Annotated in this window: 15 protein-coding genes; 8 read left to right on the forward strand and 7 right to left on the reverse strand. The window is 33.6% G+C overall.

Annotated features, from left to right (window positions below; translation table 11 throughout):
- The first annotated feature begins 159 nt into the window (after positions 1 to 159).
- Positions 160 to 2,403 (forward strand): outer membrane protein assembly factor BamA, encoded by a 2,244-nt coding sequence (gene bamA, locus GJV85_RS03855; RefSeq protein WP_207562556.1) that lies wholly within the window; start codon positions 160 to 162, stop codon positions 2,401 to 2,403.
- A gap of 14 nt (positions 2,404 to 2,417) precedes the next feature.
- On the opposite strand, the gene GJV85_RS03860 is transcribed toward bamA, so the two are convergent.
- From GJV85_RS03860 to plsY, 7 genes are all read right to left on the reverse strand, one after another.
- The gene (locus GJV85_RS03860; RefSeq protein ID WP_207562557.1) at positions 2,418 to 3,890 is read right to left on the reverse strand and encodes a Ppx/GppA phosphatase family protein; all 1,473 of its coding nucleotides are present in this window, start codon (positions 3,888 to 3,890) and stop codon (positions 2,418 to 2,420) included.
- A 5-nt stretch (positions 3,891 to 3,895) separates the two neighbouring features.
- Positions 3,896 to 4,147, reverse strand: coding sequence for a YfhL family 4Fe-4S dicluster ferredoxin (locus tag GJV85_RS03865; RefSeq protein ID WP_207562558.1), 252 nt, complete (start codon positions 4,145 to 4,147; stop codon positions 3,896 to 3,898).
- Positions 4,148 to 4,188: 41 nt separating this feature from the next.
- Positions 4,189 to 5,514 carry a sensor histidine kinase gene (locus GJV85_RS03870; RefSeq protein WP_207562559.1) on the reverse strand — a complete coding sequence of 442 codons (1,326 nt, stop codon included), beginning with the start codon at positions 5,512 to 5,514 and terminating at the stop codon, positions 4,189 to 4,191.
- A 73-nt stretch (positions 5,515 to 5,587) separates the two neighbouring features.
- Positions 5,588 to 6,961, reverse strand: a complete 1,374-nt coding sequence (locus GJV85_RS03875) for a diguanylate cyclase domain-containing protein (RefSeq protein WP_207562560.1) — start codon at positions 6,959 to 6,961, stop codon at positions 5,588 to 5,590.
- A 156-nt stretch (positions 6,962 to 7,117) separates the two neighbouring features.
- Entirely contained in the window at positions 7,118 to 7,792 is a 675-nt protein-coding gene (hsrA, locus tag GJV85_RS03880) for a homeostatic response regulator transcription factor HsrA (RefSeq protein WP_207562561.1), read from the reverse strand.
- 101 nt (positions 7,793 to 7,893) lie between these two features.
- Complete coding sequence (locus GJV85_RS03885) at positions 7,894 to 8,223, reverse strand: dihydroneopterin aldolase (protein ID WP_207562562.1); 330 nt, start codon at positions 8,221 to 8,223, stop codon at positions 7,894 to 7,896.
- A complete protein-coding gene (gene plsY, locus GJV85_RS03890) occupies positions 8,223 to 8,837 on the reverse strand; it encodes a glycerol-3-phosphate 1-O-acyltransferase PlsY (protein WP_207562563.1) in 615 nt (204 codons plus the stop codon). The genes GJV85_RS03885 and plsY overlap by 1 nt, the downstream gene beginning before the upstream one ends.
- Before the next feature lie 96 nt (positions 8,838 to 8,933).
- Between plsY and nadA the strand changes: the two genes are divergently transcribed.
- The 7 genes from nadA to GJV85_RS03925 all read left to right on the forward strand — a co-directional run bounded on the left by nadA (position 8,934) and on the right by GJV85_RS03925 (position 15,364).
- Positions 8,934 to 9,932, forward strand: a complete 999-nt coding sequence (nadA, locus tag GJV85_RS03895; RefSeq protein ID WP_207562564.1) for a quinolinate synthase NadA — start codon at positions 8,934 to 8,936, stop codon at positions 9,930 to 9,932.
- On the forward strand, positions 9,929 to 10,744 hold the full coding sequence (gene nadC / locus GJV85_RS03900; RefSeq protein ID WP_207563127.1) for a carboxylating nicotinate-nucleotide diphosphorylase: 816 nt from the start codon (positions 9,929 to 9,931) through the stop codon (positions 10,742 to 10,744). Before nadA ends, nadC begins: the two co-directional genes overlap by 4 nt.
- 153 nt (positions 10,745 to 10,897) lie before the next feature.
- The gene (flhB, locus tag GJV85_RS03905) at positions 10,898 to 11,950 is read left to right on the forward strand and encodes a flagellar biosynthesis protein FlhB (protein ID WP_207562565.1); all 1,053 of its coding nucleotides are present in this window, start codon (positions 10,898 to 10,900) and stop codon (positions 11,948 to 11,950) included.
- A gap of 29 nt (positions 11,951 to 11,979) precedes the next feature.
- Positions 11,980 to 12,645, forward strand: coding sequence for a DHH family phosphoesterase (locus tag GJV85_RS03910; protein WP_207562566.1), 666 nt, complete (start codon positions 11,980 to 11,982; stop codon positions 12,643 to 12,645).
- Positions 12,646 to 12,647: 2 nt separating this feature from the next.
- Positions 12,648 to 14,015 carry a peptidoglycan metallopeptidase Pgp6 gene (pgp6, locus tag GJV85_RS03915; RefSeq protein WP_242689830.1) on the forward strand — a complete coding sequence of 456 codons (1,368 nt, stop codon included), beginning with the start codon at positions 12,648 to 12,650 and terminating at the stop codon, positions 14,013 to 14,015.
- Positions 14,016 to 14,025: 10 nt separating this feature from the next.
- Positions 14,026 to 14,910, forward strand: a complete 885-nt coding sequence (gene lpxC, locus GJV85_RS03920; RefSeq protein WP_207562567.1) for a UDP-3-O-acyl-N-acetylglucosamine deacetylase — start codon at positions 14,026 to 14,028, stop codon at positions 14,908 to 14,910.
- Positions 14,903 to 15,364: a hypothetical protein gene (locus GJV85_RS03925; RefSeq protein WP_207562568.1), complete on the forward strand. Its 462-nt coding sequence runs from the start codon at positions 14,903 to 14,905 to the stop codon at positions 15,362 to 15,364. Before lpxC ends, GJV85_RS03925 begins: the two co-directional genes overlap by 8 nt.
- Positions 15,365 to 15,372: the final 8 nt, after the last annotated feature.

Genomic DNA, 15,372 nt, shown 5'->3' on the forward strand with positions numbered 1-15,372 from the left:
TTTAGGTTAATATCTTAGTATAACTGTGTTAAATAAAGATTAAATTTTTTTAATATTTTATCTTTTTTACATTCAAAATATAGAAATTTAAGCTTACTTTCACTTATTATTAACCTCATTAGAGGTAAAATCATCTCTTATTTTAAACATGGAATTTTAATGAAAATACTTTTACCTTTTTTGCTCCTCCTCTTTTTTACATCAAATATATCTGCAGAAGTTGTCAAGACTATTAAATACAAGGGAATGGTTCAGTTGTCAGAGTCAGTCGCGCTAAGAATGCTTAGCTTTGACAAGGGTGACGACATTACTTTAGAGATGCTGGATGAGGCTGTAAAGAAGTACTTTAAACAGGGTTACTTTAATGATATATGGGTTGAGTTTGAAGAGGGAAACTTAACATTTTTCTTTGTCGAAAAAGCTATTATCTCTAAGATTGAGCTTAAGGGATGGAAAGATACTGATGAAGAGGCAAAAGATGCTGTTATTCAGATAAAAAAAGGTGCTCTTTATAATGAAAAGACTTTAGAGGCTGCAAAAAAGCGCATTATTGAGGCTATTTCGCAAGAGGGAAAGATAGATAGTGTTGTTGAGATAGAAACAGAGTATCTTGAAAATGGTAGTGTTAAAGTTATATTCTTGGTTAATGAAGGCGAAGAAGTAATTATAGAAAAACTTAAATATAGTGGTGTAAATGGTATAGATAGTGACAAGTTTGATACTGTAATCGCAAATAAAGAGCATGACTTTATGGGTTGGTTTTGGGGACAAAATGATGGAAAGATGTCTCTTAGAGATTTGGAATATGACAACCTAAGAATTCGTGATCTTTATATGCAGTATGGATATCTTGATGCAAAAGTTCAAGAGCCATTTGTTAGAGTAAATTTTAATCATTATACTGCAGATATGAGTTACAAAATAGAAGAGGGTGAAGTCTATTCTATAGAAAAAATTGCTATTTTTCAGTCTGAAAATGTGATGGATGAAGAGAAGATTAGAGAGATAATATCACTAGAAGAGGGTGAAGTTTTTAATATTAAAAAATTTCGCTCTGATGCTGAAAAGATAAAAACAGCTATCGCAGATAAGAGCTACGCTTTTGTTCAAGTAGTACCTGATTTGAAAAAAAATAAAGATAATAAAACAGTAGAAGTAGTTTTTAAAATAACACCGGGTGATAAAGTAAAAATACGTAATGTAGTTATCTCTGGAAATAATAGAACACTAGATAGAATAATACGTCGTGAACTTTATCTTGGACCGGGGGACATGTACTCTTTGACTGACTTAAAAGATTCGAGAAACTCTCTTGGGCGTTTAGGTTTCTTTGAAGGCAACACTATAGAAGAGAAACGTATAGATAATCAAACTATGGACTTAGTAGTAAAAGTAAAAGAGGCACCAACTGGTAATATTCAAATTGGTGGTGGATATGGATCTTATGGTGGACTTCTTTTTAGTTTAGCTGTTAATGACAGAAATATTTGGGGAAGTGGTATAAATGTTGGGGTAAAAGCAGAGAGATCACAAACAACACAGAGTTACTCTTTTAATATCTCTAACAACAGACTCAATGATAGTGACTTTAGTGGTAACTTCTCTATCTTTCACTCGGCATATACGTATAATGATTACTCAGTATTTAGTGATGGGGTGAGTGTTGGTGTTGGTCATAGGTTCTCCCGTTTTGTCTCTGGGTATTTAGGATATGGGTTCTCTAGTAACTCTTATGATTTTGATGACACTATCGATTTGAGTGTTACAGATACATTTTATTTTGAAGATTACTCTAAAAGTGGTGTAACAGTAAGTGCTAAATGGGATAATACAGATGATTATTATCTACCTCGTGTGGGTTTTGATTTGTCTCAAAGTTTCGAGAAGACTGGACTTGGTGCAGATGCAAACTATTTAAAATCAAGAACTAGTTTTGGTAAATATTTGGGACTAAAGGAGTGGATAGATTTTGATGCTATCCTTAGATATAAAGCAAGACTAAGTATGGTTATGAATAATGGTTATATACCATTAGCGGAAAAGTTTTATATGGGTGGTATAGGTAGTGTTAGAGGATATGAGTCCTATTCACTCTCTCCATCTATTGCAGATGCTAATGCCTTTGATGGCATAAGAAGACTTGGGGGAGAGAAAACTTTTTCTAACTCACTTGAGCTTAGTATTCCACTAATCCCTAAGGCTAAAATGCGTCTTGTATCATTTTTGGACTGGGGTTTTATAGGCGATGAGTCAATAAATGAGATATCACGTGGGGGGTATGGACTTGGTTTAGAGTGGTTCTCCCCTGTTGGACCAATTCAATTAATGTTTGCCAATCCTCTAAATGTTCAAACTGGTGACAAACCATCTAGTTTTGAGTTTACTATGGGACAGAGATTTTAATCAAAAGTTCTATTCTAGGAGTTGAAAACTACTCTTAGTGTCTCATGTGAGCACTCTAATTTCTTTACTGCATCCTCTGCAATATAGAGCTTATCTTTTGAGTCTATAATAATAGTTCCATCTTCTATTTTCATCTGAAAATCAATATTACGAGGTCTATGACTTAGTAGTGCAATACTTAAGGAAAGTAAATAACTAAGTGCCTTAGTAATATGTTCTGCTGGAAGTAGTTGCGCATATTTTTGAAGATGTGAAGTCGTAGGTAGTCTATTTTTTGCATACTTTGTAAGTGTAGCTATTAGTGTGATGTTTTTATGTGTAAAACCATACTCTAAGGCACTCTGTATGAGATAATATGTATGTTTATTTTGAGAGTAAAAGTGTATATTGCTCCCTGTTGGATAAAGCTTAGCAGCAATACCAAGTTCATATCTATAAGATTCATCAAGAGAGAGAGTCTCTTTTGTTAAATCAAAAAGTTTCTTACTTAACGAGTTTAGCAGTATAGAAAAGGCTTTATCTTGCACATGAGAGTCTATAAGGTACTTTATAGATGTATTGTAGTTATGAGGAAACTTATGTTTTGAGTTTCTTAGTAAATCTGATAAATAGACCCCTTCTCTAACGCCAACACCACTTGTTATTACTTTATGTATATTAAACTTTTTTATGACTCTTTGTAGTATAAGAGTCCCTGGTTTAATTACATCAAGTCTGTTATTTTTAATACCTAAGGCAGAAAGTTCATTACTGCTTTTTGTATCAAGTATCTTTTCTATATACTCAGAGAAGGTTTCTAAAGAGTACTCATAAGCATGTATTTTATCTAGAGGGTAGTTTTGTGATTGAAGAATAGCACTTGATATGGCTCTGAAAGTCCCACCTATTCCTATAAGGGTAGATATATCAAAGTCAGATATAAGGCTAAGTTGTGCATCGATATACTCGATCGCTCCATCGATGTCGTCATTATCAAAATAGAGCTCTTTTAAGCGTACTGTTCCGAGCTTTAGAGAGATAGTATTAGAAACACTGTCCTTGTCTATAGCACTTATCTCTGTTGATCCACCACCTATATCTATACTCATTGCATTTGATTGTTTAGGAAGGAGGTTTGCACATGCTATCGCACCAAAATAGGCCTCCTTTTCTCCACTAATGATCTTAATATTGAGTTTTAGCTTTTTTTTAACTTCTCTTAAAAAGTCTTGTTGGTTAGGGGCATCACGAAGAGCAGAGGTAGCTACACAGAGAAGTTTTCTAGCATTGAAAGATTCACTAATTTTTATAAAATCAGCCAATGCATTAAATGCTCTTTGCATAGGAATCTCTTGGAGATTACCATTGTCTTTATAAGCATTTTCAGAGATACGAACTTTACTTTTTTCTTCGTGAAGTTGGTGAAATGCATAACGTGATGTTTTCTCATAAACAACCATTCTAACTGAGTTAGAACCGATGTCAATGACTGCAACACGTTTTGCCATAAGTATTACTCTTCTAAGTCTAAATTTTTATATTTAAATTGAAGTTCCGCTATAGATTCTACGTTATCTTTATCTGGGACAATACAATCAACAGGGCATACTGAAATACATGCTGGTTCATCATAGATACCTACACATTCAGTACAACGATCTGGATCTATGAAGTAAATCGGGTCTCCCTCTTCAATCGCAATTGTCGGGCATTCTTCTCTACAAGCATCGCATGCTATACATTCGTCATTTATTATTAGAGCCATTGAAAAACCTTATATTATTTATGTCACGATTTATAGCGAAACTAAGCTTTATTGTTTTTGAATCCCATCGCATTTCTTGGAATTATACAAGATAGTTGAGAATTGAGTTGTAAAGAAGCTATAGTTCCACTTGCTCCATCTTCTCTATTTCGTAGTTTTATTTTCGCACCAAGGGCATCTGCAGCACTTTTTGCTAAAAATAGACCAAGCCCAACACCCGGTTTATTTCCTTGGCGTTTAAATGGGGCAAAAAGATCAACTCCTGTGTCTATTCCACATCCTTCATCAATGACTTCTATCAATAAGCCATAATCATCTTGAGAACTTCTTAGCGTAATTGATTTTTCTTTTGGGGTAAATTTTATAGCGTTTTGTAAAAAATTTTGAATTATTTGGTTTAGTAGGCTAACCTGTAGTGTAGCCATATAGCCACTTGGCTCAAAAGACATATTGAGCTCTTTATGCTCATTTTCTGCTAAGAGTTTAAAGTCATTTGCTTTTTGCTTGAGTATTTCTATAACATCTACTTCCACGGGCTTATCAAGTTGTGCTCCCTCTTGTCTCCCGATATTTAAAATATTTGAAACTATAATGTTCATCTCATCTATCGTTTTGTTTGTGACCTTAAGTGCATCTATATACTCTTCAGGTGAGCGTTTTTTGATAAGTGTTACTTGGTTTTTTAACTTAATAACGGCAAGAGGAGTTTTAAGTTCATGGGCTGTCCCGATAAAAAGCTCTTTTTGGTACTTTACAAAGTTTTGGATTCTTGATATTAGATGGTTTATAGTTATACCAAGAGGCTCAAACTCTTGAGGAAGCTCTTCAATCTTTAAAGGTTTAATGAGATGCTCATTCATGTTGGAAAGTCTAGAACTCAGTACTGTTATAGGGTGAATAAGCATTTTTGAGATGGATATTGCATATATAATTACTAGGAGTAGTCCCGCTATGTTTATTATAAAAATATAATTAAGTATTTTATTTAAAAGTTGTTTTGTCGTAGATATATCTTTGGTGATTTTTAAGTAACTCTTCTCTTTTGCATTAAATGGGTGTATAAGTGTTAAATAAGTATGTCCATTGAGAGTTTTTTCATAAAAGTCTAGTTCAATGGCACTCTCTTTTAGGTAAATTATTTCCACAGTTAAAGAGAGGTAGTTCTCTGCAAAGGATTCATCTTGTCTAAAAACAGACTTGTAGTCAGATATATTTTTTGCATACTTTAGAAGTGCATTATGTTTGTCATCATATATAGATTTTTCAATATAAAAGTAAAGAATTGATGAAAATATTAATATGAGAGTTAGAGATGATACTATGAGTTGAATGATGAAATTTTTACGAATACTGTGTTTGATAAGCATACTACTACCTTGAGGAGATATTTCTAAATTATAACTAAAATGTGACTATTATCTCTTTAGAGTAAAGAAAAAGTTAGGGCTGATTGTAAAGTTTTATTTGATTGCGTCCAGAAGCTTTAGCCTGATACAATGCTTTGTCAGCATGTGCATACAACTCATTGACAGTTATATTGTCATCATGGCGTTTGATTGCTACTCCTATTGATGCTGTGATAAATTTTGAAGCATTACTATAGGCATGTGTTATATTTAAACCCTCTATAGATTGAAGTAATTTTTGTATATGTTTATGTATGTTTTGAATAGTTCCAGAAGTAAATATGATACCAAACTCTTCACCTCCAAGTCTAAACGCATAATCACCCTCTCTATTTGCAAAAGTATTAAGAACATCAGCAATTTGAGTAAGGACTATATCACCTTGGAGATGCCCATAGTTATCATTGTATAGTTTAAAGAAGTCTACATCAAGCATCAAAAAAACTATACTCTTTTTATCTCGCTTACTTCGGTTTATCTCTTTAGCTATTGTTTGATTAAAATATCGTCTATTGTAAAGAGAAGTAAGTTCATCAGTGATAGATAGCTTCTCAAGTCTCTCTTTTGCTTCTTTTAGCTCATTTTCTTTGAGTTTATTGTCTGTTATATCAGTATGAGTTCCAATCATCCTAATTGGGTTTCCCATCTCATCAAACTTGGCAATACCACGAGCTAGAACCCAGACTAAATGCCCATCTTTATGTATCTGTCTATACTCTAGATTATAGAACTCTTTTTCTTTGGAAAAAACTTTTTGAATCTCTTCTTGAGCTAAGATTAAATCTTCAGGGTAAACACTCTTTTTCCAAGATGAAAAGCTACTTCTAATCTCATCCTCTTTATATCCTATAATAGCTTTCCACCTTGGAGATAAATATACTTTATCCTCGAGAATATCCCAATCCCATAAGCCATCATTACTACCAGTAAATGCATAATCCATTCGCTCCTTATAAGCGAGTAGTTTTTTCTCCGTATCTTGTAGTTTTTTCATTGTGGCTAATTCAGCTTTAGATTTTTCAAGTTCTTTAGAGAGGTAAATAGGAGCTACTGATTTTTGAATTTTTACTAAGAGCTCTTTTAAATGAATTGGCTTGAGCATATAAGCATCCACACCTACATCTATTGCTTTTAAGAGCATTTCTGGCTCATTAAACGCAGATGTAATGATTATGGGCATCCCTGGATTCTCTTCATGAATAATTTTAATCATCTCTAAACCATTCATTTTTGGCATTTGAATATCTGTAACAATGACATCTGGAGAGAATTTTCTAAAAAGCTCAAGTCCCTCTTCACCATTTTGTGCTAAATGAAGAGTTGTGATTTTTTTTCGTAAAAAATATGCAACTTCATCAGCAACATCTAAATCGTCTTCAACATAAAGTAGGGAAATATTACTTAACATTTAAATCCTTTAGAGTGGTCGCTAATGCTTTTTTATCTGTATTGGTTCGATTATATCATATGTTTGTAAAATTTTATAAGTGCTTGATTGAAGTAAAGGTATGTTGCAAACCCAAGTAAAAAAAGGGTTTGCAAGAGAGGTCTAATGTTTAACTAGTTAGTTGATTTCTTTTGGGAAACAAAATCTATAACCACGACGACGCACTGTCTCGATAGTTGTGATTCCTAATGGCTTGTCCATTTTTTGTCTAATCTGATTAATCGCAACTTCAATAACATTTGGAGTTACTAACTCTGGCTCTTCCCATATTGCATCAAGAAGTTGTTCTTTAGAAACAATTTGATCACGGTGACGAGCTAAGTGAGTAAGTACTTCAAAAGGTTTACCTTTAAGTTCTATCTCATTCTCTTTATAAGTTATTTTTTCCTCTTCAGGATTGATAGTTAAGTCTTCGATTTCAATGATATTACTTCCACCAAAACGTAAACGTGCTTCAATACGAGCGATTAGAACATCAAAATCAAATGGTTTTCTGATGTAGTCATCAGCACCAGCTCTTAGAGCTTCGATTTCACTTTCGTTATCATCACGAGCTGAAAGAACAACAACAACAGTTTTTGGAGTGTTTGATTTGATATCACCAATAATATCAACTGAATTACCATCAGGTAACATCCAGTCCATAAGCACTAAGTCGTAGTTACGGATATCAAGATAGTACTCACCATCTTTAAGTGTCTCAACAACATCACTTTGGTAACCAAACTCTTTTAGTCCCTCAGCAAGCATCTTGTTTAATGTTACTTCATCTTCTATAATTAGAATGCGCATTAATAGTTTCCTGTATATGAATATTTTGGCGAAATGATAGCGTAATTTTAGGTTAACTTAAAGTTTTTTTCAATTTTCTTTAAAAAAAAATGAAGTTTGGATTAAGAATTGAATTTGTATGAATTTGCTACACTTACCTTGCAGTCGGGTAAAATAGAGGGTTTTGTTATTTTTAAGTTTAGAGTTTTTATGTCTGGAAAGTTTTTTTGAAGTTTTTGAGATAAATCTTTTAATGCATCTTCAATAAGTAGAAATTTTAACTCTATCATAGTTGTTTTAACTAAACTTGCTACATCCGCATAGTTGATAAATTCTTCAATATAGTCGTATTCTATCTTGATGTTAATAATAACATCTTGTGGCGTTTGGCGTTCGAAGTCTAAAATACCTATAATTGTCTGGAACTTTAGATCTTCGATTTGTATAGTCATTAAACGACACGCTTCTCTTCACCCTTAAGTAGACGAATAATATTTGGTATGTGTTTGTAGTAAAGTATAAAAACTATAAAGACTACAGGTGCATGTGCCATCTCTGGATGAATGATAAAGCTTGAAATTAAAAGAGCCATAACGCCAGTAAGTGAAGAGATAGATGATATCTTAAGTGTTTTAGCTAAAACTCCCCAAACAACAAGTGCTATAAGTGTCTCATATGGAAGCATAAACATCATCACACCCATACCTGTAGCAATACCTTTTCCTCCCTCAAAGTTCAAATAAGGTGAAAAACAGTGACCAATAACTGCTAAAACAGAGATGGCCCAAAGTGTCGCTTCACTAACGCCACTAAAATATGCGACTATTAAAACTGTGACACCCTTAAGCGCATCAAGAGCTAAAGTAGCAATACCTAGTTTTTTAGCAAGTGCAGGATTACTCTCTTTTACAACACGTAAAACATTTGTTGCACCTATGCTCCCACTCCCACTCGCTTTAATGTCAACACCAGCAAACTTTTTTGCGAGTAAAAGACCAAAGGGAATACCACCTACTAAATAAGCAGCTATAAAAAACTGAACATTGGTATTAAATAAAAATTCCATTATAAACCTTAAAAATATTTTTGTGTGCCATTCTACAGTTAATATGCTAAAAATATTTTGATATAATTGCGATACTATTAAATACAGGAATATTTTTTGCAATTAAGTAACGATGAATTAAAAATAAAAATCAACGAATTAAAAGAGAAATTGGATGTTACAGTTGTAGCTCATTTTTATCAACGCGATGAAGTTTTTGAAATGGCAGACATAACTGGAGATTCATTGGAACTTGCAATGAGAACACAGGCCGATGATGCAGAGTTTGTACTCTTTTGTGGTGTTGGTTTTATGGGCCAAAGTGTAAAAGTACTCTCTCCTGAAAAACGTGTAGTTATGCCAAAAATAGCTTGCTGTGCGATGGCTCGTATGATAGACTCACTTTACTTTGATGACTCAGTAAAGTATCTTAACGATAACGGCATATCAAATGAAAATATACTTCCTATCACATACATTAACTCTAACGCAGATGTGAAAGCTAAAGTTGGCGAGATGGGTGGAATGGTTTGTACTAGTTCAAACGCAAAAAAAATTATTACTAAAGCCTTAGAAGAGGGTAAAAAAATTCTTTTTGTTCCAGATAGATGTTTAGGTCAAAATATAGCAAACCAAATGGGCTTAAAATCTATGGTTATAGGTCAAGAAGGAAACCCTATGGAGTGTGATATCTTATGTTACGATGGTTTTTGTTCGGTGCACCAACTCTTCACTGTAGATGATATAGAGTTCTATAGAAATAAGTTTCCAGGTATCTTAATAGCTACACACCCTGAGTGTGATCCAGCTATTTGTGATGCAAGTGATTTTGTAGGTTCTACCTCTCAACTTATTAAGTATATACAAGAACAGCCAGAAGATCAAAAGATAGCAGTTGGTACAGAGTTTAATATGGTTAACCGTCTTCGTCCTAAAAATACATATGTACTTAGCTCAACTAAACCAGAGTGTCCAACAATGAATGAGACCACTTTAGAAGATCTTTATGTAACACTCAAAGCTATAGATGATGGTGAACCTATTAATGAAATAGAAGTAGATAAGCAAACGCAGAAGTGGGCAAAAATTGCGCTAGAGAGAATGTTGGCGTTATGATAAAGAAATTTGTAAAAAAAACGCTTGATGAAGACGTAGGTCGCGGAGATCTATATGCTCTTGTTGAGCCTGCAGTAAACGCGAGTGCAAAAATTATAGCAAAGAGTGACGGCGTTGTAGCAGGAGTTGTATATATAGATGTATTGGCTGAGCTTGAAGCATTTGAACTTAGATGGAATAAAGTTGATGGAGAAAGTTTTGTAAAAGGTGATATCATCGCTACTATTAGTGGTGATTCACATACCCTTTTACGAATTGAGCGGACTCTTTTAAATATACTTTTACATGCAAGTTCCATAGCTACGCTTACAAAGCAGTACAGAGATATTGTCGAACCTTATGGTGTGAAACTTCTAGATACACGAAAAACACGACCAATGTTAAGAAATTTTGAAAAATACGCAACGCGAATAGGTGGCGCAGTGAACCACAGAATGGGACTTGATGACTCATTGATGATAAAAGACACACATCTTAGAACTATCAAAAACTTAAAAGAGTATATTAAAAAAGCTAGAAAAGAGATACCCTTTACTACTAAAATAGAAGTGGAAGCTGAAACATTCGAGATGGCTAAGGAAGCATTTTATGCAGGATGCGACATAGTAATGTGTGATAATATGAGACCTGAACAAGTTAGAGAAATTGTTGAATATAGAAATGAAAACTATGGACATATTCTTTTAGAAGCAAGCGGAAACATTTCTCTAGAAACAATTGAGTCTTATGCTAGAAGTGGTGTAGATGCAATTAGTACAGGGGCATTGACTCATCAATCAAAATGGATTGACCTCTCTATGAAAATGGATTAGGAAATTTTAACTTAAATGGCTGATGATCAGGAAAAGACAGAAGTGTTTTTTTATTTAAAAGATAAAGGAACAAGTACCTTAATCTTGGCTCGCCGCTTAGGCACTAAAGAAAAATCTATAACAGATTTTTGTCGACTCTTCTAGGAATTTAAAATGGCTGATGATCAGGAAAAGACAGAAGAACCGACCGACAAAAAGATAGAAGATGCCAGGAAAGAGGGAAATGTCCCTAAGTCACAAGACGCTTCTGGTGTTATAACTCTTTTTGTAGCTATACTAGCTGTGTTAATGCTTTTCCCTTTTATGGCTGATCACATGTTCCAGCTCTTTAAGTACTACTTCTCTTTAGTTGGAACCCCATTAGACAAAGTTTTTATGATTGATATTGCGATTGTTTCCATTAGAGAAATATTGCTTATGGTCCTACCTCTTGCAATAGCTGTAGCCGTTGCCGGTGTAGTTGCCGCACTTGCTCAGTTTGGCTTTCTTTTTACAACAAAGGCAATTATGCCTGACTTTAAAAAGATAGATCCAATAAAGGGGGCAAAAAATCTTTTTTCTGTTAAAAAGATGATTGAGGGTGTGAAGATCACCTTTAAAGCTTTTACTACTCTAGGTGTTGGCTTTATCTTTTTCTTTTTCTTCATTAAAGAGCTACCTACTGTTACCCTTTTTGCATTGGCAGATCAGCTTGATTGGTTGAAAGATAAAATGATTATTATCGCACTTGTTATGCTTCTTATTATATTTATATTTGCTGTTATTGATGTGATTATTGTTAGAAAACAGTACTTTGATGGCTTAAAAATGAGCAAGCAAGAGATAAAAGATGAAATGAAAAATATGGAGGGTGATCCTCTTATAAAGTCTAAAATAAAACAAAAACAGATGGAAATATCAAGGCAGAGAATGATGTCCGAAGTTCCAAATGCAGATGTAGTTATTACCAATCCAACACATTACGCCGTAGCAATTAAGTATGATGAAGAGAAGACTAGAGCTCCTATAGTAGTAGCAAAAGGGATGGATAATATGGCACAACAGATTAAAAAAGTAGCTCGTGAAAATGGGGTGCATATCATTCAAAACCCTCCACTTGCTCGGAGCCTTTATGCTGAGGTTGAGCTTGAAAAACCGATTCCAGAAGAACTTTTTGGCGCAGTTGCTGAGGTTTTAGCATATGTGTATAAGATGAATAAGAAATAGTATATAATTTCAAAAAAGTAGATGTTCTTATGAATTTAAAAGAGATTAATGAAGCTAAGCATATAGTTATAGAGACTGATAGTGACTCATTTGCTAATGCAACTGCCATTTACTCTTATATTTTAACTCTGCATAAAAAAGTTTCACTACGAAAAACTACAGATATAGATGTGAATCTCTCTTTTTTACCTTGGTATGATAAGGTAAGAGATACTATCGCTTCTTCTGCTGACTTGAAGATAGTCGCAACTAGTGATAGTCGTAGTCTGTTTGAGCTTTTTAAGAGCAATAATATCAGTATTAATAAAAAGATGGCTACATCTCTTTATACTGGAATAATGCTAAGGTATAAAAACTTTTTAAGTGACGATTGTGATGGTACAATTTTTGCTATTTCTAGTGAACTTATAAGCCTTAATGCTGAGTACAAAACATGTACTAACTTTTTGACTAAAAGAGTTCCATTAAGCCTTTTTAGGCTCAAAGCTATAATGTTTAAAAACTTATTACTTAAAGAAGATGCAAAAGAGGCACATGTTTATGTAGCTGAGAGTGATTTAAGAGCTAGCGGGACTAGCCTTAAAGATGCGATAAGTATTGCAAATGAGATTTCAAATCTTGTAAATGTTGAAAAAGTTATTCTCTATGAGAGAGATGAAAACAAAAATATTATTAAAATTTTAAAGGAAATATAATTTTGAAAAGCAATAAAAATGGTTCTTCGTTCGTCTTGTTATTTATAGTACTTCTAGTTATTGGTGGAGGACTTTTTGTCTACTTTTCATCAATGTTTGAGAGAAACGTACCAAATATTACAATGCAAAGTAATGGATATTGGAATCTGAAAACACCGATTGAACTTACTATAGATGACGAGAGTGGCGTTAAGTCGTATAAAATAATGCTAAAAACCGATAAAGAAGAAAAAACTCTTGAGTATGAACAGCTAATTAACCCTCAAACATCATTGAATCTTAAAGTTGAGCCACCAAGATCTGCTTACGCTATGAAGGATAAAACGATTGATATTGTAGTAGAAGCCGTAGACGTAAGTAAGTGGAACTTTTTTAAAGGAAATGCAACTTCTAAAGTTTTCAAACTTATAATCGATAAAAAAAGACCCAAGTTAAATATAATAAGCAACTCTTATAAAATTTCTCGTGGTGGATCGGCTCTTGTAATATTTAAAGCTGAAGATGAAAATATTAAAGAACTTTATATAGAATCAAATGATGAAAAAAAGTTTATTCCTCAACCGTTTTATAAAGATGGCTATTTTATCTCACTTTTAGCATGGCATATAAATAATAAAGATTTCAAAACAACCGTCATTGCAAAAGATAGCGCGGGAAATGTTGCCAAGGCGTATATTCCTCTGTATTTAAAACAAAAAAATTATAGAGTGTCAAATATCAAACTAAGTGATAGATTCTTAAAAGGAAAAATTGCCGAACTAGCTGAAGAGTTTGTTGAAACACAAGGCATAGAAGGCTCACTTGAGCAGTTTAAAATTATAAATGAAGATGTAAGAGCTAAAAATGAAAAGCTAATTCATGAGTTAACTTCAAAAGTTGCAGAAGATAAAGTGGATAGTTTTAATATAAATAAGATGTACCCACTTAAAAACGCTCAAGTAGTTGCAACATTTGGCGACCATAGAAAGTACTCATATGATGGCGTGTATATTAGTGAGTCCTACCATTTAGGACTTGACTTAGCAAGTAACGCCATGGCTAGCATTAAACCTCAAAATGGGGGTAAAGTTGTATTTAGTGACTATAATGGACTTTATGGAAATATGCCTGCAATTGACCATGGTTTAGGTCTTTTCACTATATATGGCCACTGCTCAACTGTAAAAGTTGGAGCTGGTGATTTAATAACTAAGAAAGAGCCTATAGCTAACACAGGTAAAAGTGGTTATGCTATGGGCGATCACTTACACTTTGGAGTACTTGTTCAGGGTATAGAAGTTAGGCCTCAGGAGTGGATGGACACTCAGTGGATAAAGCTAAATATTAATGATGTTATTAAAAGCGCTAAAAAAATTATAGATAGAGGGTAAGGGATAGGATATGTATCAAACAACTATTAAAAAGCCTGTTGAACTTGTAGGAATTGGTCTACATAAGGGTTCCCCAGTAAGATTAAAGCTAGAACCTTTAGAATCAAATAGCGGCATTGTTTTTTATAGAAGCGACGTTGATGTTTCTATCCCGCTTATTCCAGAAAATGTTGTTGATACAAAGATGGCAACAGTTATCGGTAAAGATGGGCATGTGATTTCAACCATTGAGCATATGCTCTCTGCAGTATATGCTTATGGGATTGACAATCTTAGAGTTATAGTCGATGCTGACGAGATACCTGTAATGGATGGCAGTAGTGCAAGCTTTTGTATGCTTTTGGATGAAGCTGGCATTGTTGAACTTGATATGCCTAAAAAAATTATGCGTATAAAAAAGGAGATTGAAGTTAAAGAGGGAGAGAAGTATGTGAAACTCTCTCCATCACCTGATCTTCAATATGACTTTACCATTAAGTTTCCTCATCCAGTGATTCAAAAACAAGAGTATGTTTTAAAGTTTACCAAAGAGAGTTATAAAAAAGAGATATCTCGCGCGCGTACGTTTGGGTTTTTACATGAGGTTCAATACCTGCGTTCAAAAGGTCTAGCACTTGGCGGTTCACTTGAAAATGCAATTGTTTTAGATGATAAGAAGATTTTAAATCCAGAAGGGTTGCGTTTTAGCGATGAGTTTGTAAGACATAAAATTTTAGATGCTATTGGAGATATGTCTTTGATTGGTATGAATTTTATAGGAAACTATGAAGCGATGGCTGGAAGTCATGACTTAAATCATAAACTTACTCTAGAGCTTCTAAAAGATGCAGATAACTATGAGGTGGTTGAATTAGTTGGAGAGACTACCAAAGAGTTAGCAAAAGCATATGCTTAAAAAAGTCGACGTTCTTTTAATTACACTCACTTCACCAATTAAAGTTGGCATTTATGAAAGAAACACACTTATTGAGACCATAGAGTCAGATGAAAGAAGCTCCGATATCTTACCCCTTATTTTTGATGATATTTTTAAAAAATATGAAGTGCAAAAACTCTTTTATGCAAATGGTCCAGGAAGCTTTATGGCTATAAAAGTAGCTTACATATTTTTAAAATCATTGAGTATTTTAAAGAAAATACCACTTTTTGCTACAGATGCATTTTATTTTAATAAAAATGAGCCTATAAAAGCGATTGGAAAGCTATATTTTGTTAAAATTTCATCAGAAATAAAAACTCAAAAGTTAGAAATAGCACCCGAAGTGGTTTTTACACTTCCAAATGAGCTTGATTATAATGAGTTTAGTAACATTACAACACCACTCTATATGATAGGTGCTGTTGGATAATAGGAAGT

The organism is Sulfurimonas aquatica (assembly GCF_017357825.1).
GTDB lineage: Bacteria > Campylobacterota > Campylobacteria > Campylobacterales > Sulfurimonadaceae > Sulfurimonas > Sulfurimonas aquatica.

Coding starts and splice junctions, on each gene's coding strand:
- bamA (WP_207562556.1), top strand. CDS start 160: ATGAAAATACTTTTACCTTTTTTGCTCCTCCTCTTTTTTACATCAAAT.
- GJV85_RS03860 (WP_207562557.1), bottom strand. CDS start 3,890: ATGGCAAAACGTGTTGCAGTCATTGACATCGGTTCTAACTCAGTTAGA.
- GJV85_RS03865 (WP_207562558.1), bottom strand. CDS start 4,147: ATGGCTCTAATAATAAATGACGAATGTATAGCATGCGATGCTTGTAGA.
- GJV85_RS03870 (WP_207562559.1), bottom strand. CDS start 5,514: ATGCTTATCAAACACAGTATTCGTAAAAATTTCATCATTCAACTCATA.
- GJV85_RS03875 (WP_207562560.1), bottom strand. CDS start 6,961: ATGTTAAGTAATATTTCCCTACTTTATGTTGAAGACGATTTAGATGTT.
- hsrA (WP_207562561.1), bottom strand. CDS start 7,792: ATGCGCATTCTAATTATAGAAGATGAAGTAACATTAAACAAGATGCTT.
- GJV85_RS03885 (WP_207562562.1), bottom strand. CDS start 8,223: ATGACTATACAAATCGAAGATCTAAAGTTCCAGACAATTATAGGTATT.
- plsY (WP_207562563.1), bottom strand. CDS start 8,837: ATGGAATTTTTATTTAATACCAATGTTCAGTTTTTTATAGCTGCTTAT.
- nadC (WP_207563127.1), top strand. CDS start 9,929: ATGATAAAGAAATTTGTAAAAAAAACGCTTGATGAAGACGTAGGTCGC.
- flhB (WP_207562565.1), top strand. CDS start 10,898: ATGGCTGATGATCAGGAAAAGACAGAAGAACCGACCGACAAAAAGATA.
- GJV85_RS03910 (WP_207562566.1), top strand. CDS start 11,980: ATGAATTTAAAAGAGATTAATGAAGCTAAGCATATAGTTATAGAGACT.
- lpxC (WP_207562567.1), top strand. CDS start 14,026: ATGTATCAAACAACTATTAAAAAGCCTGTTGAACTTGTAGGAATTGGT.
- GJV85_RS03925 (WP_207562568.1), top strand. CDS start 14,903: ATGCTTAAAAAAGTCGACGTTCTTTTAATTACACTCACTTCACCAATT.